Origin of the sequence: Streptosporangium amethystogenes subsp. fukuiense (assembly GCF_042665875.1) — a bacterium.
Taxonomy (GTDB): domain Bacteria; phylum Actinomycetota; class Actinomycetes; order Streptosporangiales; family Streptosporangiaceae; genus Streptosporangium; species Streptosporangium fukuiense.
Genome location: NZ_JBHTEE010000001.1, coordinates 6372934 through 6396993, shown reverse-complemented (window position 1 = coordinate 6396993; position 24060 = coordinate 6372934). Strand labels below are relative to the sequence as shown.

Sequence of the window (24060 nt, the reverse complement as noted above, 5' to 3'; positions counted from 1 at the left end):
AGGGGGCACCGTGAGGGGCCGTTTTCCGGCGGTCGCGCGGCGCCGTCCCCAGGTGGCAGTGGCCGGCGCGCTGGCTGTCCTGTTCGCCGTGACCGCGGCCGCGGTTTTCGCGCCCTGGCTGGTGCCCGGGGCGACCGACCAGGACCTCGTGCTCGGTATCACCGGCCCCGTGCCAGGTCATCCGCTCGGCACCGACGACCTCGGCCGTGACGTGCTGGAACTGCTCGTCGCGGGAGCCCGTACGGCCGTTCCCGGTGCGCTGTGCGTCGCCGCCGGGTCGATGCTGATCGGCAACCTCATCGGGTTGCCCGCCGGATACTTCGGCGGCTGGGCCGACACGCTGGCCATGCGCTGGGCGGACCTGATGTTCTCGCTGCCCGCCCTGCTGGTGGCGATCGTCGTCGCCGGGGTGCTGGGCGGAGGGTACGGTCTGGCGGTCGCCGTGCTCGTCGTGCTGTTCGCTCCCACCGACACGAGGGTGGTGCGCGGAGCCGTGCTCGAACAGCGGCACCGCCCATACGTCGAGGCGGCACTGCTCAAGAACCTCTCCGCGTGGCGGATCATGACGAGGCAGATCTGGCCCAACATCGCCTCCGTCACGCTGGCCAACGGGTTTCTCAACTTCGCCTACGCCCTGGTGTCCCTGGCCTCGCTGTCCTTTCTCGGCCTAGGGGTGCCCGCGGGCTCGCCCGACTGGGGGCGCACCCTGGCGGACAATCGGGCCCAACTGCTCGTCAACCCGTGGGCCGTGGTCGCCCCCGGCCTCGCCATCATCCTCACGGCCGCCGCGCTGAACATCGTCGGTGACTGGCTCCATGAACGCGTCGATCGCCGGGGAAGGGCACGTTGAGATGAAGGAGCCCACGCCCGCGATCCGGGTCGAGGGAATCAGGGTCCGGCAGCCCTCCACCGGGCGGACCCTCCTGTCGGAGGTGTCGTTCGAGGTGGCGGCCGGGGAGTCGGTCGCCATCGTGGGGGAGTCGGGTTCGGGCAAGTCCCTCATGGTCCGCGCGATGCTCGGCCTGCTGCCTCAGGGGCTGGAGGCCACGGGTCAGGTGCGCATCGCGGGCGAGCGGGTGGACGACGACCCGCGTGCCCGACGGCGGCAGCGCGGCGGTGTGGTCTCCCTCCTCATGCAGGACCCGTTCACCCTGCTCAACCCCTTGCGCCGCGCCGGGCGCCAGATCGCCGACGGGTTGCCGAAGGGCGCGGACGCGGCCGTCGAGGTACCGCGGCTGCTGGCGGAGGTGGGCCTGCCGGCGAACGTCGCGGGGCGCTACCCCTTCCAGCTGTCCGGCGGCATGCGCCAGCGGATCGGACTGGCCGCCGCGCTGGCCGGAGGGCCGCGGGTGCTGGTCGCCGACGAGCCGACGACCGCGCTCGACGCCACCACCCAGCGCGAGGTCCTCGCCCTCATCCGGCGTGTCCAGCGGGAACGGGACATGGCGTTCGTCCTCATCACCCACGACCTGCGCCTGGCCTTCTCCACCTGTGACCGGGTCATGGTGATGTACGCGGGACGGGTCATGGAGACCGGCCGTGCGGCGGCCGTACGGCAGGAGCAGTTCCACCCGTACACCAGGGCGCTGCTGGCGGCCGAGCCGCCCGCGGACCGGCGGCTCGCGGTGATCCCCTCGGTGCCGGGGGCCGTTCCCGCGCACGACGCGGCGGCCGGGCGGTGCGGGTTCGCCGACCGGTGCTCGCTGGCCGTGCCGGAGTGCCGCGCGGGAGTGCCGGAGCCACGTCCCGTACGCGTGTCGGGGAGCGTCCGCGAAGGGCGGCTGTCGGCGTGCCTGCGGGCGGCCGAGCTGCCCGCGCCGCCCGTGCCGGAACCGGGGGTCGTCGCCAGGCCGCCGGTCGCGGCCGAACCGGTGCTGGAGGTGCGTGATCTGCGCCGGCGGTTCGCCGGGAGCCCGCACCCGGCGCTGGCGGGTGTGAGCCTGACGGTCGCTCCGGGCGAGGTCGTCGGTGTGGTCGGCGAGTCCGGATCGGGCAAGACCACGCTGGCCCGATGCGTCGCCGGGCTGGAGCGGCCGGACGGGGGCGAGATCCTGCTCGGTGGCGCGAACTGCTCCGACTACGGGCGGATGGGGCGCGCGGCCGTGCGCCAGGCCCGCCGGATCTCACAAATGATCTTCCAGGACCCCTATTCGACGCTCAACCCCGCCCGGACCGTGGGGGCGACCCTGCGGGAGGCGCTGTGGGCCGACGGCCGTCCCGCCGGGCCTGACGACCTCGCCCGGCTCCTGGAGTCGGTCGGCCTGGCCCGCGACATGGCCGGGATGCGGCCGGCCGGACTGTCCGGCGGTGAGCGGCAGCGGGTGGCGATCGCCCGTGCGGTGGCGGGCGAGCCTCGCCTGCTGATCTGCGACGAGCCGGTGTCGGCGCTCGACGTCTCGGTCCAGGCCCAGATACTGGGTCTCCTCGCCGAGCTGCGGGAACGGCTGTCCATGGCGATGCTGTTCATCACCCATGACCTGGCCGTGGTCCGCCAGATGGCCGACCGGCTCTACGTGCTGGAATCGGGCACATGTGTGGAGACCGGCCTCGCCGACCGGGTGCTCGACGCGCCCGAGCATCCCTACACCCGGGCGCTGCTGGCCAGCGTCCCCGACGGCTCCGGCGACTGGCTGGACTGAGAACCGCCCGCGACGGTCCTCAGTCCTCGGAGAACGAGATCAGGGTCAGGACGCGGCAGGCGGCGGATCCGGTGGCGTAGACATGGTCGGACTCGGCGGCGAACCGCACGGCGTCGCCCACGGCGATGGTGACCGACCACTCCTCGGTCTCGACGGTCACCTCGCCGGAGACGACGTAGGCGTGTTCCACCGAGCCGCGGCCGTGGGAGCTCTTGGCGCTGCGGGTGCCCGGCGGAATGTGACCCTCGGCCAGTTCGAAGCGGCGCCGGTCGGGGGCCGCGAACAAGGCGCGGACCGTCGTGTCCCCGGCGGGGAGGACGAGTCCCTCGTCGTGGCGGATCACCTCCGGACCGGTCAGATGGACCCGGGTCAGTTCGCCGAAGGTCAGTTCCAGGGAGGTCGCGAGCCGCGACAGCACCTCGACCGTGGGGTTGGCCACGCCGCGCTCGACCTGGGAGATGAGCGCCTTGCTCACGCCGGTCAGCTCGGCCAGCTCGCGAACGCTGAACCCGCGGGCGAGGCGGGTGCGGCGCAGGTTGGCGGCGATCGCTCCACGCACCCCCGAAGACTCCGGGGGGGCAGGGGTCATGCCGACGGCGATGCCGTTCTCGCGCTGCACGTCTGTCTCCTCTTCCCGGTCCGATCGGTATCCATGATGCAGGAGATCAGCCGATCAGGGCGAGGCGGTGGGCGGCCGCGGTGGCCTCGCCCCGGCTGGAGACGCCCAGCTTGCCGAGGATGTTGGAGACGTGCACGCTCACCGTCTTGGCCGAGATGAACAGCTCGGCGGCGACCTCGCGGTTGGACCGCCCCTGGGCGACCAGCCGGAGCACCTCCAGTTCGCGCGGGGTCAGCAACTGCTCCTCGCTCCCCGTCCGGTCGGTGAGGGAGATCCCCACCCGGCGGGCGAGCGAGGAGATCTCGCCCGCCAGCGGCCGGGCGGAGATCGCCACGGCGATCGGATGGGCGGCGCGCAGCCGGTCGGCGGCACCGTCGCGATCGCCCGCGCCGGCCGCCGCCCGTCCGGCGTGCAGCAGTGACCTCGCCTGCGGGAGAGGGCGGCCCAGCCGTTCCCAGGCCGCGGCCGCGGCGTCGTGGTCGCGGGCGACACCGAGCCGGTAGGCCTCGGAGACGGGGCTGTCCACGGTCATCGTGGCCGCCGCCGCCTCGACGCGGGCGCGCAGTGCCGCCACCCGTTCGGGGGCGAACGCCCCGATCGTCTCGCAGACCCCTCCGAGCAGGTCGAGCATCCGCCAGCCCAGCATGGGCTTGCCCATGATCCGTGTCTCCAGGACGACCCGCTCGGCGACATCCAGCACGGCCGGCGGCTCCCCGTCGAGCAGGTGCAGGCCGATCAGGAGCCGGGAGTTGGCGGTCAGTTCCTGGGTGAACTCCTCCGAGGTGGCGTCGAAGGCGCCCACCTCGTTCAGGACGGACCTGAGCACGTCCGTCTCGCCCCGGGCGACCGCCACGTCGGCGCGGATCCGCCGCAGGTGGTGGCGGGTGCGCAGGATGGGACCCATGCCCAGGGCCTCCTCGGCCAGCTGGGCCGCCTCCTCGAACCTGCCCAGCGCGTCCAGCGCCTCGGCCCGGTTGTTGGCGATGAACGTGCCCTGGACCCGGTAGAGGCCGTACTTCCTGGCCAGCCGCTCCCCTTCGAGCGCCAGCTCGATCGCCTCGGTGGAGCGGCCCATGTTGTTCAGCGCGTCCACGTTGTTGGCGAGGGCGCGCAGCACGATGTCGCCGGAACCGACGCGCTCGCCGATCGCCTGGGCTCTCGTGTTGAGCCGGACCGTGGCGTCGATGCGTCCCGCGAGCGAGTCGCCCAGCGCGAGGTTGAGCAGCAGATCGGCCTCCAGCGGCTCCTCGCCGTGCTCGCGCACGATCCGCACCGCCTCCTCGGTGAGCGCCGTCCCCTCGTCCAACTCGCCGCTGAACATCAGGTACGAACCGAGCTTGGACAGCACCTCGGCGCGGTCCAGCCCCGGCTCGGGGACCAGCCGCTCGGCGTAGCGGAGATCGCCGAGCACTCCCGGCGCCCGCTTGGCCTTCTTGAACTGCGACCCGTGTACGAGCAGGTTCGCCACCCGTGCCGGCTCGGCCCGCTCGTCGAGTTCGTCCAGTGCGGCCTTGACGAACTTGCCGCCCCTGCCGACCTCACCGCACGCGCCGGCGGCCTCCGCGGCGCGCTCCAGGACCGTGGTGTGGTCGACACCGATGCGCTCGGCGGCGTCGGGAACCTTGCTCCACAGCGTGAGCACCCGCTCAAGCAGCTGCATCATCTCGTTGTAGGCGAAGGTCTTCGCGGCCTTGCCCGCAGCCTCCCAGGCGGAGATGAGGGCCCAGAGGTCGTTTCTGGCGGAGTGCCAGTGGTGGGCGATCTCGATGGCGGCCCGGCCGGGCGGGACGAGCGTGCGGTCGCCGCCGATCTCCTCGGCGAAGCGGGCGTGCAGCCGTACGTGCTCACCAGGCAGGAGTTCGTCGTGCACGGCCTCGCGGATCAGCGCGTGCCGGAAGACATAGGCGTGGCCGTCGGTGACCTGCAGCACGTTGGCCGCGATCGCGGTGCGCAGCGCGTCGTCGAGGTCGACGTCGGACAGGCCGCTGACCGCGGCGAGCAGGGCGTGGCCCACCCGGATGCCACCGGCCGCGGCGATGCGCAACACCCGCTGGGTCTCCTCGGGGAGCCGCTCGACGGAGCCGATGATCAGGTCGTGCAGGGAGTCGGGGAAGACGCAGTCGCCGCCGCACTCCATCAGCGCCTCGACGAAGAGCGGGATGCCCTCGCTGCGCTGGAAAACCCTGTTCACCTGGACGAAGTCGGGAGCGGTGCCGAGGATGCCGGCCATCTGGGCCGCCACCTCCGGCAGGGTGAGCCGGGGCAGGTCCATCCGGAGGACCCCGTCCAGTCGGCCGAGCTCGGCCAGCACCGGCCTGAGCGGGTGCTGGCGGTGGAGCTCGTCGGAGCGGTAGGTGAGGATCATCAGCACGGGTGCGGCGCGAAGGTTCCGGCTGAGGAAGGCGATCAGGTCGCGGCTGGAGCTGTCGGCCCAGTGCACGTCCTCGATGAGGAGGATCACCGGCCGCCTTTCGGCGAGCCGTTCCAGCAGGGTGAGAACCTGCTCGAAGAGCCGGGCCCGGGCGGTGTCGCTCTCCGTGTCGCCGCTCGGCTCACCGAACTCGGGCAGTAGCCGGGCCAGGTCGCGTGCCGCTCCCTCGGGGAGCAGCGCCGCGACCTCCTCGGCACCGCACTCGCGGACGAGCTGGCGGATCGCCGCGGTGAACGGCGCGTAGGCGAGGCCCTCGGTCGACAGCTCCACGCAGCCCCCGTTGAGCACGTGGGCGCTGTCGGCCGAGGCCCGTTCCGCGAAACACCCGATCAGCCGTGACTTGCCGACGCCGGCCTCGCCGCCGAGCAGCACCGTCGTCGCCGCGTTCTTCCGCGTCTGTTCGAACGCCTCGGTCAGATCCGCAAGCTCCGCCTCCCGTCCTACGAAGACGGGGCTTACCGCCCGACCGACCATGTCTGCCAGCATGTCACGCCTTACAGGTAGCACTCCTCCTATTTTTCGCTCGGTGAAACCGATCCGCTACGGAGGCAGAGAGGCCCGGCCGGGCGAGGGGAGGCGGCCGGGCTCTCGGGGCGTGGTCATGCTGGAATGATCTTGCCGAGGAGGCTCCTGCGGAGCTTGCCGCCCGGGCGGGCCTTACCGGCCTGCTGGGCCTCGCGGGCGAGGCGGTGGCTGTCGGCCTGCTGGCGGAGCTCGGCGGTCCTCTGGGTGATCAACTGGAGCTGAAGTTCGGGACCCATGGGGTTCCTTCCTGAATGTGGTGCCTTCCTGACACACTCAAGATTCGTCCTAAGGCCCCCGGTCCCACATCGGGAGGATGTCCTATCTCCGGGCCGCCCGGCGCCCCACCCCTACTTAGGCCCCTGCCTAGGCCCTACCTAGAACACACCGGACGACTGCGGGCCGCCTCAGTGGGCGGCCCCGTGCGACGCGGAGAGCCTGGACCCGGCGGATGTTGACGAAAACCGACGGGAGGGCTGTGCAAGGTCCAGTTTGGAACTAATCACACCAGTGGGCATGCTGGGGAGGTGTCAACTATGACTACCTCGCTCGCGGACGTGGCCACGTCCAACGCCACGCTGCGAACCTTCCTGCACGGTCTGCCCGGTGTCGATCGCGTAGGCGCCGACCAGCGCGCCGCGATGCTCGGCACCCGATCCATCAAGACGACCGCCAAGGCCCAGGCCATCGATCTCGCCATCGGCATGGTGGACCTGACGACCCTGGAGGGAGCCGACACCCCGGGTAAGGTCCGCGCGATGTGCGCCAAGGCCCTCCACCCCGACCCGGCCGATCCCTCGGTACCCAGGGTGGCCGCGGTGTGCGTCTACCCCGACCTGGTCGCCGAGGCCGCGACGGCGCTGAAGGGCACCGGCGTCAAGGTGGCCAGCGTCGCGACCGCCTTCCCCAGCGGACGCTCCTCGCTCGACGTCAAGGTCGCCGACACCGTCTTCGCGGTGGCGGCCGGAGCCGACGAGATCGACATGGTCATCGACAGGGGCGCGTTCCTCGCGGGTGACTACGTCAAGGTCTTCGAGGAGATCGTCGCGATCAAGGCCGCCTGCGGCGCCGCTCACCTGAAGGTGATCCTGGAGACCGGCGAGCTGTCCACGTACGACAACGTGCGCCGCGCGTCCTGGCTGGCCATGCTGGCCGGGGGCGACTTCATCAAGACCTCCACCGGAAAGGTGCAGCCCGCCGCGACCCTTCCGGTGACGCTGATCATGCTGGAGGCGGTCCGCGACTTCCTGGCCGTGAGCGGCCGGAAGGTCGGGGTGAAGCCCGCGGGCGGCATCCGGACCACCAAGGACGCGATCAAGATGCTCGTCCTGGTCAACGAGACCGTCGGCGAGGGCTGGCTCAGCCCCGACTGGTTCCGGCTCGGCGCCTCCACACTCCTCAACGACCTGCTGATGCAGCGCCAGAAGATGGCCACCGGCAGGTACGCGGGTCCCGACTACTTCACCCTCGACTAAGGCGTTCACATGTTTGAGTACGCACCGGCGCCCGAGTCGCGTGACGTCGTCGACATCAGGCCGTCCTACGGTCTGTTCATCGACGGTGAGTGGGTCGACTCCCAGGGCGGGGATCTTCACAAGACCGTCAACCCGGCATCCGAGGAGGTCCTGGCGGAGGTCGCCTGGGCGACGGAGGCCGATGTCGATCGGGCGGTCTCGGCCGCCCGCAAGGCGTTCGGCGTCTGGTCGGCGCTGCCCGGCTCGGAAAGGGCCAAGTACCTCTTCAGGATCGCGCGGATCATCCAGGAGCGCTCGCGCGAGCTGGCCGTGCTGGAGTCCCTGGACAACGGCAAGCCCATCCGCGAGTCCCGCGACGTGGACCTGCCCCTGGTGGCGGCCCACTTCTTCTACTACGCGGGCTGGGCGGACAAGCTGGAATACGCCGGGTACGGTGCCGGTCCGCGCCCGCTCGGGGTGGCCGGCCAGGTCATCCCGTGGAACTTCCCGCTACTCATGCTCGCCTGGAAGATCGCCCCTGCCCTGGCCTGCGGTAACACCGTGGTCCTCAAGCCCGCCGAGACCACCCCGCTGACCGCGCTGCTGTTCGCGGAGATCTGCGCGCAGGCCGACCTGCCGCCCGGCGTGGTCAACATCGTGACCGGTGCCGGACAGACCGGCGCCGCCCTGGTCGACCACCCCGGCGTCGACAAGGTGGCCTTCACCGGCTCCACCGAGGTCGGCCGCCGGATCGCCAGGTCGGTCGCGGGCTCCGGCAAGAAGGTCACCCTGGAGCTGGGCGGCAAGGCCGCGAACATCGTGTTCGAGGACGCCGCGCTGGACCAGGCGGTCGAGGGCATCGTCAACGGGATCTTCTTCAACCAGGGCCACGTCTGCTGCGCGGGCTCCCGGCTGCTGGTGCAGGAGTCGATCGAGACGGAACTGCTCGACGCGCTGAAGCGGCGGCTCGGCACGCTCAGGCTGGGCGACCCGCTGGACAAGAACACCGACATCGGCGCGATCAACTCCGCGGCCCAGCTCGCCAAGATCCGCGAGCTGTCGGACCTGGGGGAGGCGGAGGGCGCCGAGCGCTGGTCCCCGGCCTGCTCGCTGCCCGACAAGGGGTTCTGGTTCCCGCCGACCATCTTCACCGGTGTCGCCCAGTCACACCGGATCGCCCGCGAGGAGGTCTTCGGTCCCGTGCTGTCCGTGCTGACCTTCCGCACCCCGGCCGAGGCGGTGGAGAAGGCCAACAACACCCCGTTCGGCCTCTCGGCGGGTGTGTGGACGGAGAAGGGGTCGCGCATCCTGTGGATGGCGAGCAGGCTCCGCGCCGGCGTCGTCTGGGCCAACACCTTCAACCGGTTCGACCCCACCTCGCCGTTCGGCGGCTACAAGGAGTCGGGATACGGGCGAGAGGGCGGACGACACGGGCTGGAGGCGTACCTCGATGTGTGAGCATCAGCGCCTCAGGCGCCGCCGCCGCCGTGCCCAGAGCACCCGGGGTCACGGCTTCGCCCGCGCGGGGCGGCCGGTGCTGCGTGGCTGGTTCGCCCACCGGTGCGGCGTGAGCCGCTGCGGTCAGATCTTCGTGCCGGCCCGGCTGGCGCAGCAGGAGAGCTCGTGGAGAGGGCTGGGAAATGAGTAAGGCGGAGAAGCCGGGCCGGGCGCGGGCGGCCAAACAGGCCACCGAGCAGGCCATCGAGCAGGCCATCGAGCAGGCCCCGGGCCCCGGGGACGGGCGTCGGCCCGCACGGCTCGCCGTGCGCAAGACGTACAAGCTGTACATCGGCGGGGCGTTCCCGCGCTCCGAGAGCGGAAGGTCCTACCCGGTGACCTCCTCCAGCGGCGACTTCCTCGCCAACGCCGCCAAGGCCTCCCGCAAGGACGCCCGCGACGCGGTGACGGCCGCGCGCAAGGCCTTCGGCGGCTGGTCGGGTGCCACCGCGTACAACCGGGGACAGGTTCTCTACCGCGTCGCCGAGATGCTGGAGAGTCGGCGGGCCCAGTTCATCGCCGAGCTGGCCGAGTCCGGGACGAAGAACGCGCGGGAGGTCGTGGACGCGAGCGTCGACCGGCTGGTCTGGTACGCCGGGTGGTCCGACAAGATCGCCGCGGTCGCCGGGTCCGCCAACCCCGTCGCCGGTCCCTACTTCAACATCTCCTCGCCGGAGCCGACCGGCGTGGTCGCGGTGGTCGCCCCCGACAAGCCGCTGCTCGGGCTCGTCTCGGTGATCGCCCCGGTGATCGTCACCGGCAACACCTGCGTGGTGATCGCGAGCGAGCGCGCCCCGCTACCCGCGATCACCCTGGCCGAGGTGCTCGCCACCTCGGACCTGCCCGGTGGGGTGGTCAACATCCTCACCGGCTCCGTCGCCGAGATCGCCCCCCATCTGGCCGCGCACATGGACGTCAACGCCCTCGACCTGGCCGGGGTCACCGACAGGGCGGTGGCGGTCGCGTGCGAGGAGGCGGCGGCGGAGAACCTCAAGCGGGTCCTCCGCCCCGCCGAGACCGACTGGTTCGCGGACCCGGGCACCGGGCGGATGACCGCCTTCCTGGAGACGAAGACGGTCTGGCACCCCACCGGCGTCTGACCCGTACGGGGCCGCCCGCGGGGTCTCTCCCGCGGGCGGGCCCCGTACGGACGGAAAGACGATCAGGCGGGCAGGGCGTGGCGGGTCCAGGGGCGGGCGGCCTCCAGCTGGCCGGCCAGGGCCAGGAGCTGCGCCTCACCCCCCGGGGCGGCGACGAGCTGGACGCCGATCGGCATGCCACTGGAGTGCCGGCCGTACGGGACGGTCATGGCGGGCCAGCCGGCCATGTTCCAGGCCGCGGTGGCGGGCGCGTACGTCAGGTTGGCGCGGGCGTTCGCCAGGAGCCCGCGCCGGCCCCAGCGCTCGGCGGCCGGTGGCAGGGCGGCGAGCGTCGGTGTGACGAGCACGTCGGCGTTGCCGAACCACTGGTCGGCGCCGTACGCGCGCCAGCGGTCACGGCCCGCCGTGCCGTCCGCCCCGAACCTGGCGAGCAGCCGCCCGGCTCTCGCCAGGGACCTGGTGCGCCGTTCGAGACCGCGCGGATCGAGGCCGTCCACGTCGTCCCTGGCGCACGCGAACCAGGTGGCGACAGCGGCCGCGCCGACCCCGAAGGGCATCCGCCGGGGGTGTTCCACCACGGTGTGCCCCGCGGCGCCCAGCACCTCCGCCGCCCCGGTCACCGCCCGCTGGAACTCGGCGTCCACCGAGAGCCCGGAGGGCAGCGGCATCGGGGCGACCGTGATCCGCAGCCTCAGCGGTTCCGACAGGGTCAGCCCGCCCGGGTAGTCGTCGATGGCGCTGTCCACACCGAGTGCCTCGCTCTCGCCGGGCGTCGCCAGCGACATGTCGTCCGCCATCACGGCCAGGGCGAGGGCGAGATCGGCCACGGTGGTGGCCAGCGGGCCGTTCTCCGACATCCCGTACCAGTCGTGCTCGGGCGGCGGGACCACCCCGTGACCCGGCTTGATCGAGACCAGGCCGCAGCAGGCGGCCGGGATGCGCAGCGAGCCCAGCCCGTCGTTGCCGTGGGCCAGCGGGACCATGCCCGCCGCCACGGCGGCCGCGCTCCCGCCCGACGACCCGCCGGGGGTGCGCCCGAGGTCCCACGGGTTACGCGTCACGCCGTACACGCTGTCGGAGAATCCGACCAGGCAGAGCTCCGGCACGTTGGTGATGCCGACGACCACCGCGCCCGCGGCCCTGAGCCTGGCCACCACGGGATGGTCCTCGTCCGCGGGCGCCTCCGGTGTCGCCGCGGAACCGTTGCGGGACGCCTCGCCCCTGATCGGCACATTGTCCTTGATCGCGATCGGCACCCCGGCGAGCGGCAGCCCGGACAGGTCCGCCCGCTCCTGTAGCGCCCGCGCCTCGGCCAGCGCCCGCTCGGCGAGGACCGTGCGGAACGCCCCGACGCGCCCGTCACGCTCGGCGATGGCGTCGAGATGCTCCTCGACGACCATGGGCGCGGTGACCTTCCCCCGTCGCACGGCCTCCGCGATCTCCACTGCGGAACTTCCCACCCACGACATGAACCGAGTGTGGTCCGGCGAGTCCGCCAGGGGAAGCGTTCCACGTCTCAATCAGGTGACTTGTCCGGCTCATCGGTGTCGTTCCGCTCGCTGTCGTTCCGCTCGCCCCGCCGGGGCTCGCGCCCCGCCGCCTTGAGTGCCAGGCGGAGTGCGTACTCCAACTGGGCGTTGACACTTCGCAGGTCGTCGGCCGCCCATTTGGCGATCACCTCGTAGACGGCCGGGTCGAGCCTCAGCAGGATCTTCTTGCGCTCAGCCATAGAGGCTGCCGGCGTTGACCACCGGCTGCGTCGCCTTGTCACCGCAGAGGACGACCAGCAGGTTGGAGACCATCTGCGCCTTGCGCTCCTCGTCGAGTTCCACCACCTCATCCTCCCGCAGCTTGGTCAGTGCGAGCTGAACCATGCCGACCGCGCCGGCGACGATGTGGGTGCGCGCCGCGACCACCTGGGCGGCCTGCTGCCGGACCAGCATCGCCTGGGCGATCTCCGGAGCATAGGCGAGGTGGGTGATCCGCGCCTCCAGCACCTCCACCCCGGCGAGCTGGGTGCGGTCGCTCAGCTCGGTGGTGAGTTCGGCGGCCACCTCGGCGCCGTCGCGCAGGCTGGTACGGCCCTCCTCGTGGGCGTCGTACGGGTGGCTGGTGGCCAGGTGCCTGACGGCGGCCTCGGACTGGATCGCCACGTACTGCTCGTAGTCGTCCACGGAGAACGTCGCCTTGGCGGTGTCGGCGACCTTGTAGACGACGACGGCGGCGATCTCCACGGGGTTGCCGTCGGCGTCGTTCACCTTGAGCTTGGTCGTCTCGAAGTTGCGCACCCGGAGGGTGACGCGCGCCTTGCTGGTGAACGGCAGCACCCACTGGAACCCGGCCTGGTTCACCGTCCCGATGTAGCGGCCGAAGAACTGCACGACCTTCGCCTCGTTCGGATTGATCACCGTGAACCCGGTGGCCATGACCGCCGCGACGATCCCCCACACGATCGCCGCGACGATCAGCCACGTTTCCCCCGCCGTCCACCCGGCCCAGGCCAGGACGGCCCCGAGCGCCAGGAGCCCGATCAGGACGCCGAATCCGCTCACCCGGAAAGCACGTCGTTCCATGTACGCCACCTTTGCTATCGAAGTGATATCACTACGATAGCTCACAAAAGCCGGCCGCGCGCCGGTCGCAGGGTGAGGTCTCCGGCCTTGCCGCCGGGGACCGGGCATGATCGCCCGGCCGGTACGGGAGGTGAGGAGGCGTGCGCCGGGCATGGCTCCCGGGCCGGTGGGGGAGGTGCGCGGAGCCCGGAGCCGGCCCCGTGTCGGCCCCGTGTCGGCGCTGTGTCAGCGTCGCGGGTTGGTGCGGCGGGTGGCGGTGGCCGACATGGGGTCGTCCGGCCAGGGATGCCGGGGATAACGGCCGCGGAGCTCGGCGCGGACCGCGCGGTAGCCCTCGCGCCAGAACGAGGCCAGGTCGGCGGTGACCGCGGCGGGACGGCCCGCGGGGGAGAGCAGGTGGATCACCAGCGGGACCCCCGCGACGCGCGGGGTCTCGGCCCAGCCGAACAGCTCCTGCAGCTTGGCCGCCAGTACCGGCTGCTCGCCCGAGTAGTCGATCCTGATCCGTGACCCGCTCGGCACCTCGACCCGTTCCGGGGCCGTCTCCGCCAGCCGGGCGTTCCACGGGACCAGGCGGTGCAGCGCGGAGACCACGTCGAGGCGCTCCAGGTCGGACCGGCGACGGGCCCGCGACAGCTCGGGCTCCAGCCAGCGGTCGGCCGCCTCGATCAGCGCGTCGTCGTCCGTCGCGGGCCAGGGGTCGCCGAGCGTGCGCCGGCAGAAGGCCAGGCGTTCGCGCAGGGCCACGGCCTCGGGCGTCCAGCGCAGGACCGACAGGCCCTCGGTGCGCAGACCCTCCAGGACGGCGGGCCGTACGTCGGCGTCGCGGAGCGCGCTGTCGGCCAGCTCGATCGCGCCCAGCCGTTCCACCCGGCGGGCCGACACATCGCCACGCCGCTCTCCCGGCGGTACGCGCCAGACGATCTCCTCGGCCGAGCCGTACAGGGGGGCCGCGGCGAGCTTGGCGATCTCCTCGTCGATCACCACCGCCTGCCTGATCCTGGCGGACGCCGCCCCGGCGGGCCGGTCCGCGACCGCGACGGCCAGCCACTCCGCCGTCCCCAGCCGCGACCCGCGCGGCAACTCGGCGGCCGTTCCCGAGGCCATCAGGTACGACCCGCCCCGGCGCCGCGCCACCCGCTCGGGATAGGCCAGCGCCACGACGATCCCGGCCACCGCGTCGTCGTCCCAGACCGTCCTGCCGCCCTGGGCCGGACCGCCACGCCGGGGTGTGACGCCGGCGGGCAGCGGCCGTCCCTGACGCCGGTCGGGGCCGGGGACGGCGCGGGCCAGGCGCCCGGCCTCCTGACGCCACCGGGCGGAGAAGCCGTCCCCGCCCCGGCGCGCGGAGCGCCAGACCGCCACCAGGTCGTCACTCGCGTCCCTGGGCAACTGCTCCGACAGCAGCGCCACGACCTCGGCGACCCGGGACCTCGCGTCGGCCCCGGTGCCGGCCAGGGGATCGGTTCCGGCGTCGATCAGGGCCCGCGCCAGGCGCGGATGGACACCGGCCCCGGCCATCCGCCGTCCCCGCTCGGTCACCCGGCCCACGGTGGGCCCCGGCGTGTCAGGGGAGTCCAGGGCGCCCAGGGCGTGCAGGGTGCGGCGGGCGGCGTCCATCGCGGCGGCCGGGGGCGGGTCGAGCAGGGCCAGGCCGGTGGCGGCGGGGTCGCCCCAGCAGGCGGCCTGGAGGGCGAAGCCGGTCAGGTCGGCGAGTGCGATCTCGGGCCGCGCGTGCTCGGGCAGCCGCTCGTGCTCGGCCCGTGACCAGCAGCGGTAGACCACGCCCGGTGCCTCGCGGCCCGCCCGCCCCGCCCGCTGGGTGGCCGAGGCCCGGGACGCGCGGACCGTGGTGAGCGAGCCGAGGCCGCGGGCGTGGTCGGTACGGGGTTCCCTGGCCAGGCCGGAGTCGACCACCACCCGTACGCCGGGCACGGTCAGGCTCGACTCGGCGACCGAGGTGGCGAGAACCACTCTGCGCCCCTCACCGGGGGAGAGAACCGCGTCCTGGACCCGGGCCGGGGCCTGACCGTGCACCTGGAGGACGTCGACGCCGGGAAGCATCGCGGCCACCCGGCCGATCTCGCCGACGCCCGGCAGGAAGCAGAGCACGTCCCCCTCGTGCTCTGCCAGCGCGCGCCGTACGACGGCTGCGACATGGGCCAGGAACGCCGGGTCCACCCGCGTGCCGTGCGGCGGCGCGACGTTCCCCGAGGGCGGAACCCAGACGGGCGTGACGGGATACGCGGTGCCGGACGCGTGCACGATCGGCGCGGGGTCGCCCGAGCCGAGGAGGCGGGCCCAGGGGGCGGCGTCGGCGGTGGCGGAGGTGGCGACGATCCGCAGGTCGGGGCGGAGCGTGGCGCGGACGTCGAGCAGGAAGGCCAGCGCGGTGTCGGCGTCCAGGTGGCGCTCGTGGCACTCGTCCAGCAGGACCGTGTCCACGCCTTCGAGGTCGGGGTCGCGCTGGAGTCGCTGCAGGAGGACCCCCGTGGTGACGACCTCGACGACCGTCCTCGCACCGGCCCTGCGCTCGCCGCGGACGGAGAACCCGACCTCCGCGCCCACCTCCGACTCCAGCAGCCAGGCCATTCGCCTGGCCGCCGCCCGCACCGCCATCCGTCTCGGCTCGGCGACGATCACCCGCTTCGGCGCCGGGCCGTCGAGGAGCCCGGCCAGCGCGAGCGGGACGAGCGTGGTCTTGCCGGTGCCCGGGGGCGCGGTGAGCACGGCGACGCCCCGCTCACCCAGCGCCGCGAGCAACTCGGGCAGGGCGTGGCGGACGGGCAGGCCGGACCAGTCGGAACGCACCCGTCCAGTGTCCACGAGCCCGCCCCGCCACGGGACGCGCCCTCGGGTGAGCGACACCCCGGGCGCCTGGACCGAGCCTCGCCGGGCATCGGTCCTGAGGTCGACGCAACAGGTAGCCGAGGCCGATCATGACGCTTTGGCGCCGCCTGCGTCCCCGGGGGTCCTCAGCCTGATAGTGGCAGCGGCGAGTTGGCCGAGTCGAGGTGCTCGACAGTGGTGAAGACGAGGACGCCGTCGCCGACGTTCTCGATGTCGTGCAGGAGGAACTCTCCATCGCCGAAGGTGAAGTGTCGGGTCTCGCCGGCGTCGTAGGACACCTCGCGGGTAGTGCCGTCAGCGGTGTGCTGGCGGCTGCGGCCCGCGTTGACGGCGGTCCAGAAGTAGTCGAGGACGTGCCGGTGCGCGTGCCACCGTTCCCCGGGTTCGAGGCGGATCTCCCACACCCGGACGCGGTCGTTCTCGCTGAGTAGCCGCGAGCCGACGTGCGGGTCGTAGGCGTGGGTCTCGAACTCCTCGCGAAGCGCGTCGGACCAACCCGCGAAATCCGTGGCGACGACGGTGCCTACCAAGGGGGCGTCGGTCAGGAATGCCGGCGTGGTGCTCATTGGGGTTTCCTCTCGTACGTCGTGGTCACTGGCCCGGGCCGTAGAGGCCGAATCGCAGGTCAGGATCGCCGGGTACCCAGGTGCAGTCGACCTGCGAGCGGGTGCCCATCTCCTTGACCCGGCGCAGCAGGCGCTGGCCGAGTTCGAGCTGGCCCGGCTCCCATTTCGCCAGAGCGGCGGGGATGGCGCCGTCGGCCTCGCTCAGGGCGTCGTACAGGGCCCAGGCGTTCGCGGCGGCCTTCGCCGTACCGGCCGCGGCGTGCGGGCGCGCGGCGCTGGCCGCGTCGCCGATCAGCGCCACCCGGCCGACGGCCATGCGCTCGACGCCGACGTCGTAGACCGCCTGAAGGTAGGGCTGCTCGGTGCGCCGCACCACCTCGGCCGCGGCGGGCGCCAGCACCGTGCCGGCCACCTCGCGCATCTCCTCGACGAACCGGTCCTGCACCTGGCCCGGGTGCACCGACACCTTGCCGAGGAAGCCGCGCTTGTCGGTCATCATCTCCTCAAGGTCGGCGCCCTCGGCGACGTTGCGGTACCAGACGTAGTTGAGCAGCCGGTTTCCCACCGTCAGCCCGCCCTCGTCCGAGGGGATCGGGTAGATGTTGATGTGGGTGTACGGCGCCACGTTGAAGCTGATCGAGTCGTGCAGGAGCTCGAAGGTCTCGGGCGAGACCTCGGACTCCTGCACGGTGCCGCGCCAGCCGACGTAGCCGGAGTACTCCAGGGCGCTGCCGGGTGAGATCCGGCTGCGGCTCGCGGAGCCGATCCCGTCCGCGAAAACCACGAGATCGGCTCGCTCACGGCGCCCGGAGACGAAACGGACCTCGACGCCGTCGCCGTCCTGGTCGAAGCCGGCGGCGTACTCCCCGAGGTGATACCGCTCGGTGCCGAAATCGGCGAGCAGTGCCCGGTAGAACGTGCCCCAGGACGTGTACCGCCACGGCGTGGGGTCGCGGTGCAGGACCCTGTTGCCGGCGCCGAGGTACTGGACGTACCGGGTCGCGGTGCTGACCTGCTCGGGGTGCTGCTCGCTGCACTCGGCGAACCAGCGCAGCGTGTCGGGCTGCAGCACGATGCCCCCGCCCCGGCCGTCCAGGCTGGTCGGCGTGCGCTCGAAGACGGACACGTCGAAGCCCAGGCGACGCAGCAGCAGCGCGGACGTGAGGCCGCCGATCGAGCCGCCGACGACCAGTGCCCGCCGGCCGGAGTAGGGGGAGTGGCCGTTCGTCTCATACATCGTTGTCGCTCCCGAGTTCGGGCAGGTCGAGGAAGCGGCGGGCGGCGGCCTCCATGGCCTCGGCGCCGATGCCTTCCGAGATCGGCAGGTCCTGTGGACGGTCCACGCCCATGTCGAAGGGGTAGTCGCTGCCGCACAACAGCCGGTCGGGATCCGCCTTGGAGCGCAGCAGCCGCAGCGCGGGTCCGTCGTGGGTGAGCGTGTCGAACCACAGGTCGCGGAAGCCCTCGTGCGGCGTTCGGCCGGTGCCGGCCCCGGCGTCGGCGCGCCGCTCCCAGCCGTGTCGCCACCGGCCCAGGAGCGCGGGCGCGCATCCTCCGCCGTGGACGAAGCAGATGCGCAGTGACGGAAGTGTCTCCGTGACTCCGCCGAGCACACAGGAGGCGACGGCCGTCGCCGTCTCCGTGGGGTTCCCGATCAGGTTGGCGAGGTAGTACGACCTCCACTCGGGCCGTGGCAGCTGCATGGGGTGTACCAGAACGGCCAGGTCCAGCTCGGCGGCGATGCGGGCGATCTCGTGGAGCGGGCCCTCGTCGAAGGAGGTGGCGTCGACCAGCGGGGGAACCGCGACGCCGCGGACGACCGCCGACCCGGCGATCGCCTTCATCTCGGCACGGGCCGCGGTCGGGTCGTGCAGGGAGACCAGGCCCAGTCCGAACAACCGACCTTGGCTGTCGCGGCACAGGCGGGTGAGGGCCTCGTTGAAGTGGCCGACGTATTCGCCCACGCCGGTGTCGGGGACCACGGGGAACGCGAACGGCGGAGCGGACAGTACCCGGGCGCCCAGTCCGGCGCGATCGGTCTCGGCGAGCACCCGGTCGGGGTCGCTCATCGCCGAGGCCGCGATGGACAGGGAGGTGTCGCCGAGGTACAGCTCCTCGCCTCGCGCGTTCAGCGGCGGGACCGGCGAGCCCGGCGGAAGGTCGAACAGTTCCTGGGGCAGCCAGTGGGCGTGGACGTCGATGACGCCCCGCCGCACCGCGGGAGGGCCGGGATCGAAGGTCGTCACGCCGCCGCCTCAAGTGCCTCGAAGCGGGCGAGCACCTCGGCCTGGAGCATGGCGACGGCCGGGTCGGAGGCGCGGCGTGGACGAGGGAGGTCCACCTCGATGGTCTCGTGGATCCGGCCGCCCGGCGCCAGGACGACGATCCGGTCGGAGAGCTGGACCGCTTCGGTGACGTCGTGGGTGACGAACATGACCGTGCGCTGCGACTCAAGCCAGATGCGCTCCAGGTGTTCGCGCAGGGAGCGTGAGGTCATCGCGTCGAGGTGACTGAACGGCTCGTCCATGAGCAGGATGTCCGGCTCGACGGAGAAGGCCCGGGCGATGCCGATGCGTTGCTGCTGACCGCCGGAGAGCTGGGCCGGGTAGCGGTCGCCGAGGTGGCCGAGGCCGACCAGGTCGAGGTAGTGCTGGGCGCGCTGCTCCCAGCCGGAGCGGTCGCGCTGGACGAACTTGAGGTTCTGCGTGACGGTGCGCCAGGGCAGCAGCCGTGGGTCCTGGAACACGTAGCCGATCCTGGCGTCGCGGTCACCGGCGCGTAGGCGGACCGAGCCGCCGCTGAGGCTCTCGATTCCGGAGACGATGTTGAGCAGGGTCGTCTTGCCGCTGCCGGAGGGACCGACGACGGAGACGAAGGTCTCGCCGCTGATGGTGAGGTCGATCCCGTCGAGCACGCGCGTCTGCCTGCCCTGACGGTTCTGGTATTCCTTCACCAGGCCGTCGATTTCGATGGAGGCCATGGGTTTCCTTTCGAGAAGGGACGTGCTGCTCAGGCGGTGCGCCAGCGGGTGACGAAGCGCTCGATCGGGCCGAGGACGATCTGGTCGGCGAGGACCAGGAAGACGATGAAGATGACGACCCAGGCGAGGAAGCCGTCGAGCTGGTTGGCGTCGTACCAGTAGCGGGAGCGCCAGCCGACGCCGGAGGTCGAGCCGAACCACTCGGCGAGGAGCAGGCCGTTCCAGGCGCTCATGATCGCGAAGCGCACCGCCGCGACCGTCGAGCCGGCGACCGCCGGAGCCACGATGTGACGAAGGACGTGGGGCCGGCCGACACCGAACGAGCGGGCCATGAGCACGAGGTCGGGGGGCACGGCCCGGACCGCCTTGGCGATGTTCACGACGACGAAGGGCAGGGCCGAGAGGAAGACCGTCGTGACCGGGGTGAGCCAGCCGAAGCCGAACCACATCGTGGTCAGGAGCGCCCAGATCACCGCCGGGGCGGCGAGCGCGGCCATGGTCAGGTCGGCCAGGGCGTGCTCGGCGAACCGGGACAGACCCATCAGCACGCCCACGGCCGTTCCGACGATGAGCGCCGCGACGAGGCCCAAGGTGAAGCGGTTCATGCTCACGGCCAGGTTGATCGACAGGTGGCCGCCGGTCGCCTCGTCGACCAGCCGGCCGAATGTCTCGCCGATCGAGGGTACGCGGTGTCCGTACTCGGCCGCGAGTTGCCAGACGGCGAGCATGGAGAGCAGCGAGGTGGCGAGCGCGATCACGGAGGACGACGTCGAGCGTCCGCGTCGCGACCACAGGGATGCCGCCCGGTCGGCCGGCAGGGGACGAGATGTCGCCTCCGGCGCGGTTGCGGTGGTCATGTGAGTTCCTTCCTCCAGGCGAACACCCGGGTCTCGACCAGGGCGAGGCCGCGCTCGATCAGCACCATCGCGATGACGAACAACATGGTCCAGGCGAGCATGTCGGCGACCTTGAACTCCTGGTAGGCGCGCCGGATCATGAAGCCGACTCCGTTGTTGGCGCCGAAGACCTCGGTGAGGGCCTCGACCTTCCAGGCCATGGCGAAGGCGTAGCGGACGCCCACGAACACGAAGGCCGTGATGGCGGGCAGGTAGACGTGGCGCACCACGTCGACGGGCCGCCGATCGAAGGCCCGGCACATACGGAGCAGCCCGCCGTCGACGGAACGGACGCCCTCGGCGACGTTGATCGCGATGAACGGGACGGCCACCAGGGCCGACACCACGATCGGCCCGGTGGCGCCCACGCCGAAGATGACCAGCCCGAAGACGGCGTAGGCGAGGCCGGGGACGTTGCCGAGTACGAACAGCGGCATCGAGAAGTAGGTCGACATGAACCGGCTGCGGCCCATGACGAACCCGATCGGCAGACCGACGGCCAGCGCCAGCGCGAAGCCGATCCCGATCTTCACAATGCTCGCGGCGAAGTTGCCGAACGCCTCACCGGACACGACGAAGTCGGCGACGCGTCCGAAGACCCTGAACGGGGTGGGCAGGATGTTGTCATCGATGATCCACGCGACCACGGCCCAGGTGGCGAGTGTCCCCAGCAGGGCGACCAGCGAGACGAGCCACCGCGAGGAGCCTCCGGCTCCGTCGGGCCGTGGGCGCCGGCCGCGGACCCACGCGTTCAGCGAGCTCCGGCCGGGCTGGGTGATGGGCGGTTCGGTGGTGGCGGTCGGCGAAGTCACCGGCTGTCTCCTGCCGTGGGGAGGAATTTCGGGTTCTGCACATCGCCCTCGATGACACCGGTCTCGCGCATGAGGTCGAAGATCTTGCTCTCGTCGTCGGCCCACTGCCTGTCGAAACGGATGTCCTGGACCACCCAGTCGTGTTCGGCCACGTAGCTCTTCATGAACTCCACATAACGGGGGGACTCGACGGCGAAGTGCTGCGGATAGCGCTCGATGATCTCGTCGCGGTGCGCACGCCACTCCTTGAGACCGCGCGACCACAGGTCCAGGAAGGCGTCGACCTCCCGGGAGTGCTCCTCGACCCAGTCCTTGCGGGCGACGAACACGTTGCCCATGGGACCGTCGTGGCCGGGTGCCTCCAGGTCGGCGAACAGTTCGGCGGACGACTTGCCGTCGTACAGCGCGCGGACGCCGCCTTCGCGCAGTTCGCGTGCGGAGAGATCGGGATAGCAGATGCAGGCATCGATCTCGCCGCGGACGAGCAGGTTGGAGAGGTTCTGGATGTCGGCGACGACGATCTTGAAGTCGGAGTTCTCGCCGGCGACGGCGAGCCCGTGCATCTTCTTCACCAGCGCGTGCCACACCAGGGTCCCGGAGACCGAGGTGAACACGCCGAGCCGCCTGCCCTTGAGGTCTGCGAGAGACTTCGCCGGGTCGTCGGCGCGCACCATCAGCCGGCTCCGCTCGGAGTTGTAGCGCCCAATGATCACCGTGTCCTGCTCGGTCTCCGCCTCAAGTCCCGGTACTTCGAAGGACGCCGAGGAGATGATGTCGGCGTGGCCGCCGGCGAAGAGACCGAACTCGTCCCAGGTCGCCGAGGTCTCGATGGAGATGCCGGTCTCCTTCTCGAAGTTCTCGATGATCCCCTCGTCGTGCATGTAGTCCCAGATCGGGTCGGGGGCGAAGGTGAACCGAACGACACCGTCGCGCGCCGCCCGGGAGGAGGCGGGACCGCCCAGACCCGCACCGCAGGCCGTCGAAACGAACATGGCGCCGACCATCAGGAGAGCCGCCAGTGCTCGGGTTCTGCATCTGTTCAACAGCACGGCTTCCCTACTCTGCTGTCGTGGCGCCGTGTGACGGCGGTCACCGGCCAGAACAACCATGCTCCAGCGAAAGCCACCTCCTCAATGTCCCAGTGTTCACACCTATGAGCTTTATAGTGTGAGTTCGAACACGAGGGAGGCGCCTCGATCGTGGGACCGCATCATGACGAACTGCAGCGCTGGCTGGCCGGGATCGCTGACATCGGCGCCGCCGTCAGCCACCAGGAGCCACTCGGCGACCTGCTGAACCGGGTGGCCCGGACCGCGTGCTCACTCATGGGCTACGACTTCTGCGGCGTCTTCCTGCCCAATCCTGAGGGCACCGCGCTCGTCATCCGCGGCTACCACGGGCTCTCCCCCGAGTACGTCGACCTGGTCAACGCCGAACGCCCGATCCTGCTCGGCGTCGGACGGGAGGGCGAGGCACCCACCAGCCGGGCGTTCCGCACCGGCGACATCGTTGCCCTGGAGAACATCGGCCTCGAACCACGGTTCGGCCCATGGGGCGGCGTCGCCCAGGAGCAGGGCTACCGGGCACTGGTGTCCGTGCCGCTGCGCCGCGCCGGCACGGTCGTCGGCACCTTGAACTGCTACCGCCGGCAGCCCCACCACTTCGACGGCGCCGAACGCGAGCTCGTCGGCACCCTCGCGACCCAGGTCGCCATCGCACTGGTGACCGCCCAACTGCAGGCCCGGGAGCGGGCGACCATCGGCGAACTGCGCGAGCTCAACAGCTCCCTCTCCAAGCAGCACGCCATGCTTCGCCGAGCGGAGGAGATCCACGTCGAGCTCACCGCGATCGCCCTGCGCGGCGAGGGAATCGGCGGCGTCGTCACCGCGCTCGCGGATCTGCTCGGCTTCGACGTTCTCGCCGACGACGCCCACGGATCGATGCTGGCACGTAGCGACGGCCGACCGCTTGAGACCGACGCGCCGCCACCGACATCTCTGGACCTCACCGACGGGGCGTTGGTGGAAACGGTGCTGGAGGGCGAGACCTTCGTCGTATCGGCGGTTCTGCTCGACGGCGAGGTCGTGGGACGGATCTGGGTCCGTCGGCCGCTGGCCTCCTTCACCGGACTCGATGTCCGCGCCACCGAGCACGCATCGGTCGTCGCGGCCCTCGAACTGCTCCGGGAGCGCACCGCCGCGGACGTCGAGGGACGCCTGCGCGGCTCCCTGGTCGCCGACCTGCTCTCCGACGAGTCCCTCGACGTCGCCGCCGTCATCGAACGGGCACGCCGCATGGGCCACGACCTCACCGGTCCGCACACCCTCAGCGCCATCGCGGTACGCGAGACCGACAGCGCCGCCGGACTCCCGGCCGCTGAGCGCGCGCTCGCGACCACCACCCGCTTCCTCGCGGGTGTGGACCCGCTTCCGCTCGCCGCCGCGCACCGGGGCTTGGTCGTCGTACTCTGGCCCGCCCAGATCACATGGCGAGACGGCACGACGGATACGCCGCGCGGGGCGACCGAGCGGCTGGCCGGCGCACTCACCAAAGCCCGCTCGGTGAAACAGGTGACCGCCGCCGTGGCGGCTCCGACGCCGACCCTGCCGGGGCTCCGGACCGCCTTTCGGACGGCGCGCGGGGCACTGGAGCTGGCCGCCGAGTCGTCGGACCCGGTCGTCCTCCATCTCGCCGAGCTGACCGTGGACAACCTGCTGCTCCAGGTCGGCGACACCGACGGGCTACGCCAGTTCGCCCGGCGGGTGCTCGGGCCGGTGCTCGACTACGACCGCGAGCGCTCGACCCACCTGGTGACCACCCTGCACGTCCTCTTGGAGAACGACATGGACAGGAGGGCGGCGGCCAAGGCGCTGCACATTCACCCGAACACCGTGCTCCAGCGTATGCGCCGAATCGAGGACCTGACCGCTCTGAAGCTCTCACGTCCGCGCGACCTTCTGGAGATCACGACCTCGTTGGCGGTCGCTCGAATCGCCGGCCTGCGAGAGCCGCGCCTTGGCGGGGCCGGGAGGTGACCTGCCCGAGGTGGCGGTGTGGGGCTGTGCGCCGGTCGCGCCGGAGCCTGCCCGGGGTCACAGTGGCGGGACCGCGCCGGATTCAC

General features: G+C 71.7%; 21 protein-coding genes. 7 read left to right on the top strand and 14 right to left on the bottom strand.

The features are described from left to right. Nucleotides 1–10: 10 nt before the first annotated feature. Nucleotides 11–850 (top strand): ABC transporter permease, encoded by an 840-nt coding sequence (locus ACFQVD_RS27795; RefSeq protein ID WP_343964852.1) that lies wholly within the window; start codon nucleotides 11–13, stop codon nucleotides 848–850. 1 nt (nucleotide 851) lies between these two features. Further along, the gene (locus tag ACFQVD_RS27790; RefSeq protein WP_343964850.1) at nucleotides 852–2639 is read left to right on the top strand and encodes an ABC transporter ATP-binding protein; all 1788 of its coding nucleotides are present in this window, start codon (nucleotides 852–854) and stop codon (nucleotides 2637–2639) included. A gap of 19 nt (nucleotides 2640–2658) precedes the next feature. Here the strand turns inward: ACFQVD_RS27790 and ACFQVD_RS27785 are convergent, their stop codons facing one another. From ACFQVD_RS27785 to ACFQVD_RS27775, 3 genes are all read right to left on the bottom strand, one after another. Beyond that, nucleotides 2659–3258, bottom strand: coding sequence for a helix-turn-helix domain-containing protein (locus ACFQVD_RS27785; protein WP_343964848.1), 600 nt, complete (start codon nucleotides 3256–3258; stop codon nucleotides 2659–2661). A gap of 46 nt (nucleotides 3259–3304) precedes the next feature. Further along, a complete protein-coding gene (locus ACFQVD_RS27780; RefSeq protein WP_343964846.1) occupies nucleotides 3305–6175 on the bottom strand; it encodes a helix-turn-helix transcriptional regulator in 2871 nt (956 codons plus the stop codon). Nucleotides 6176–6288: 113 nt separating this feature from the next. After that, entirely contained in the window at nucleotides 6289–6450 is a 162-nt protein-coding gene (locus tag ACFQVD_RS27775) for a hypothetical protein (protein ID WP_343964844.1), read from the bottom strand. Nucleotides 6451–6747: 297 nt separating this feature from the next. On the opposite strand from ACFQVD_RS27775, the gene deoC reads away from it, so the two are divergent. From deoC to ACFQVD_RS27755, 4 genes are read left to right on the top strand one after another with little or no spacing between them, the layout of a single operon-like run. Then, complete coding sequence (deoC, locus tag ACFQVD_RS27770; RefSeq protein ID WP_343964842.1) at nucleotides 6748–7686, top strand: deoxyribose-phosphate aldolase; 939 nt, start codon at nucleotides 6748–6750, stop codon at nucleotides 7684–7686. Nucleotides 7687–7695: 9 nt separating this feature from the next. Next, nucleotides 7696–9123 carry an aldehyde dehydrogenase family protein gene (locus ACFQVD_RS27765; protein WP_343964840.1) on the top strand — a complete coding sequence of 476 codons (1428 nt, stop codon included), beginning with the start codon at nucleotides 7696–7698 and terminating at the stop codon, nucleotides 9121–9123. Next, nucleotides 9116–9313 carry a hypothetical protein gene (locus tag ACFQVD_RS27760; RefSeq protein ID WP_343964838.1) on the top strand — a complete coding sequence of 66 codons (198 nt, stop codon included), beginning with the start codon at nucleotides 9116–9118 and terminating at the stop codon, nucleotides 9311–9313. Before ACFQVD_RS27765 ends, ACFQVD_RS27760 begins: the two co-directional genes overlap by 8 nt. Further along, nucleotides 9306–10262, top strand: a complete 957-nt coding sequence (locus ACFQVD_RS27755; protein WP_386272429.1) for an aldehyde dehydrogenase family protein — start codon at nucleotides 9306–9308, stop codon at nucleotides 10260–10262. The genes ACFQVD_RS27760 and ACFQVD_RS27755 overlap by 8 nt, the downstream gene beginning before the upstream one ends. Before the next feature lie 62 nt (nucleotides 10263–10324). Here the strand turns inward: ACFQVD_RS27755 and ACFQVD_RS27750 are convergent, their stop codons facing one another. From ACFQVD_RS27750 to ACFQVD_RS27700, 11 genes are all read right to left on the bottom strand, one after another. After that, nucleotides 10325–11731: an amidase gene (locus ACFQVD_RS27750; RefSeq protein WP_343964836.1), complete on the bottom strand. Its 1407-nt coding sequence runs from the start codon at nucleotides 11729–11731 to the stop codon at nucleotides 10325–10327. A gap of 47 nt (nucleotides 11732–11778) precedes the next feature. Beyond that, nucleotides 11779–11991 carry a hypothetical protein gene (locus ACFQVD_RS27745; RefSeq protein ID WP_343964834.1) on the bottom strand — a complete coding sequence of 71 codons (213 nt, stop codon included), beginning with the start codon at nucleotides 11989–11991 and terminating at the stop codon, nucleotides 11779–11781. After that, the gene (locus tag ACFQVD_RS27740) at nucleotides 11984–12835 is read right to left on the bottom strand and encodes an SPFH domain-containing protein (RefSeq protein WP_343964832.1); all 852 of its coding nucleotides are present in this window, start codon (nucleotides 12833–12835) and stop codon (nucleotides 11984–11986) included. The genes ACFQVD_RS27745 and ACFQVD_RS27740 overlap by 8 nt, the downstream gene beginning before the upstream one ends. Before the next feature lie 225 nt (nucleotides 12836–13060). Next, nucleotides 13061–15646, bottom strand: a complete 2586-nt coding sequence (gene hrpB, locus ACFQVD_RS27735; protein ID WP_343964830.1) for an ATP-dependent helicase HrpB — start codon at nucleotides 15644–15646, stop codon at nucleotides 13061–13063. Between the two features lie 164 nt (nucleotides 15647–15810). After that, nucleotides 15811–16251 (bottom strand): hypothetical protein, encoded by a 441-nt coding sequence (locus ACFQVD_RS27730; RefSeq protein WP_343964828.1) that lies wholly within the window; start codon nucleotides 16249–16251, stop codon nucleotides 15811–15813. 25 nt (nucleotides 16252–16276) lie between these two features. Beyond that, a complete protein-coding gene (locus ACFQVD_RS27725; protein ID WP_343964826.1) occupies nucleotides 16277–17488 on the bottom strand; it encodes an FAD binding domain-containing protein in 1212 nt (403 codons plus the stop codon). Next, nucleotides 17481–18497 (bottom strand): amidohydrolase family protein, encoded by a 1017-nt coding sequence (locus ACFQVD_RS27720; protein WP_343964824.1) that lies wholly within the window; start codon nucleotides 18495–18497, stop codon nucleotides 17481–17483. The genes ACFQVD_RS27725 and ACFQVD_RS27720 overlap by 8 nt, the downstream gene beginning before the upstream one ends. Then, a complete protein-coding gene (locus ACFQVD_RS27715; protein ID WP_343964823.1) occupies nucleotides 18494–19231 on the bottom strand; it encodes an ABC transporter ATP-binding protein in 738 nt (245 codons plus the stop codon). Before ACFQVD_RS27715 ends, ACFQVD_RS27720 begins: the two co-directional genes overlap by 4 nt. Before the next feature lie 29 nt (nucleotides 19232–19260). Then, the gene (locus tag ACFQVD_RS27710; protein ID WP_343964821.1) at nucleotides 19261–20088 is read right to left on the bottom strand and encodes an ABC transporter permease; all 828 of its coding nucleotides are present in this window, start codon (nucleotides 20086–20088) and stop codon (nucleotides 19261–19263) included. Continuing rightward, on the bottom strand, nucleotides 20085–20939 hold the full coding sequence (locus ACFQVD_RS27705; protein WP_343964819.1) for an ABC transporter permease: 855 nt from the start codon (nucleotides 20937–20939) through the stop codon (nucleotides 20085–20087). The genes ACFQVD_RS27710 and ACFQVD_RS27705 overlap by 4 nt, the downstream gene beginning before the upstream one ends. After that, a complete protein-coding gene (locus ACFQVD_RS27700) occupies nucleotides 20936–21931 on the bottom strand; it encodes an ABC transporter substrate-binding protein (RefSeq protein ID WP_343964817.1) in 996 nt (331 codons plus the stop codon). Before ACFQVD_RS27700 ends, ACFQVD_RS27705 begins: the two co-directional genes overlap by 4 nt. A 207-nt stretch (nucleotides 21932–22138) precedes the next feature. Here ACFQVD_RS27700 and ACFQVD_RS27695 point away from each other — a divergent pair, with 207 nt between their 5' ends. Then, nucleotides 22139–23974, top strand: coding sequence for a helix-turn-helix domain-containing protein (locus tag ACFQVD_RS27695; RefSeq protein ID WP_343964815.1), 1836 nt, complete (start codon nucleotides 22139–22141; stop codon nucleotides 23972–23974). Nucleotides 23975–24060 lie beyond the last annotated feature (86 nt).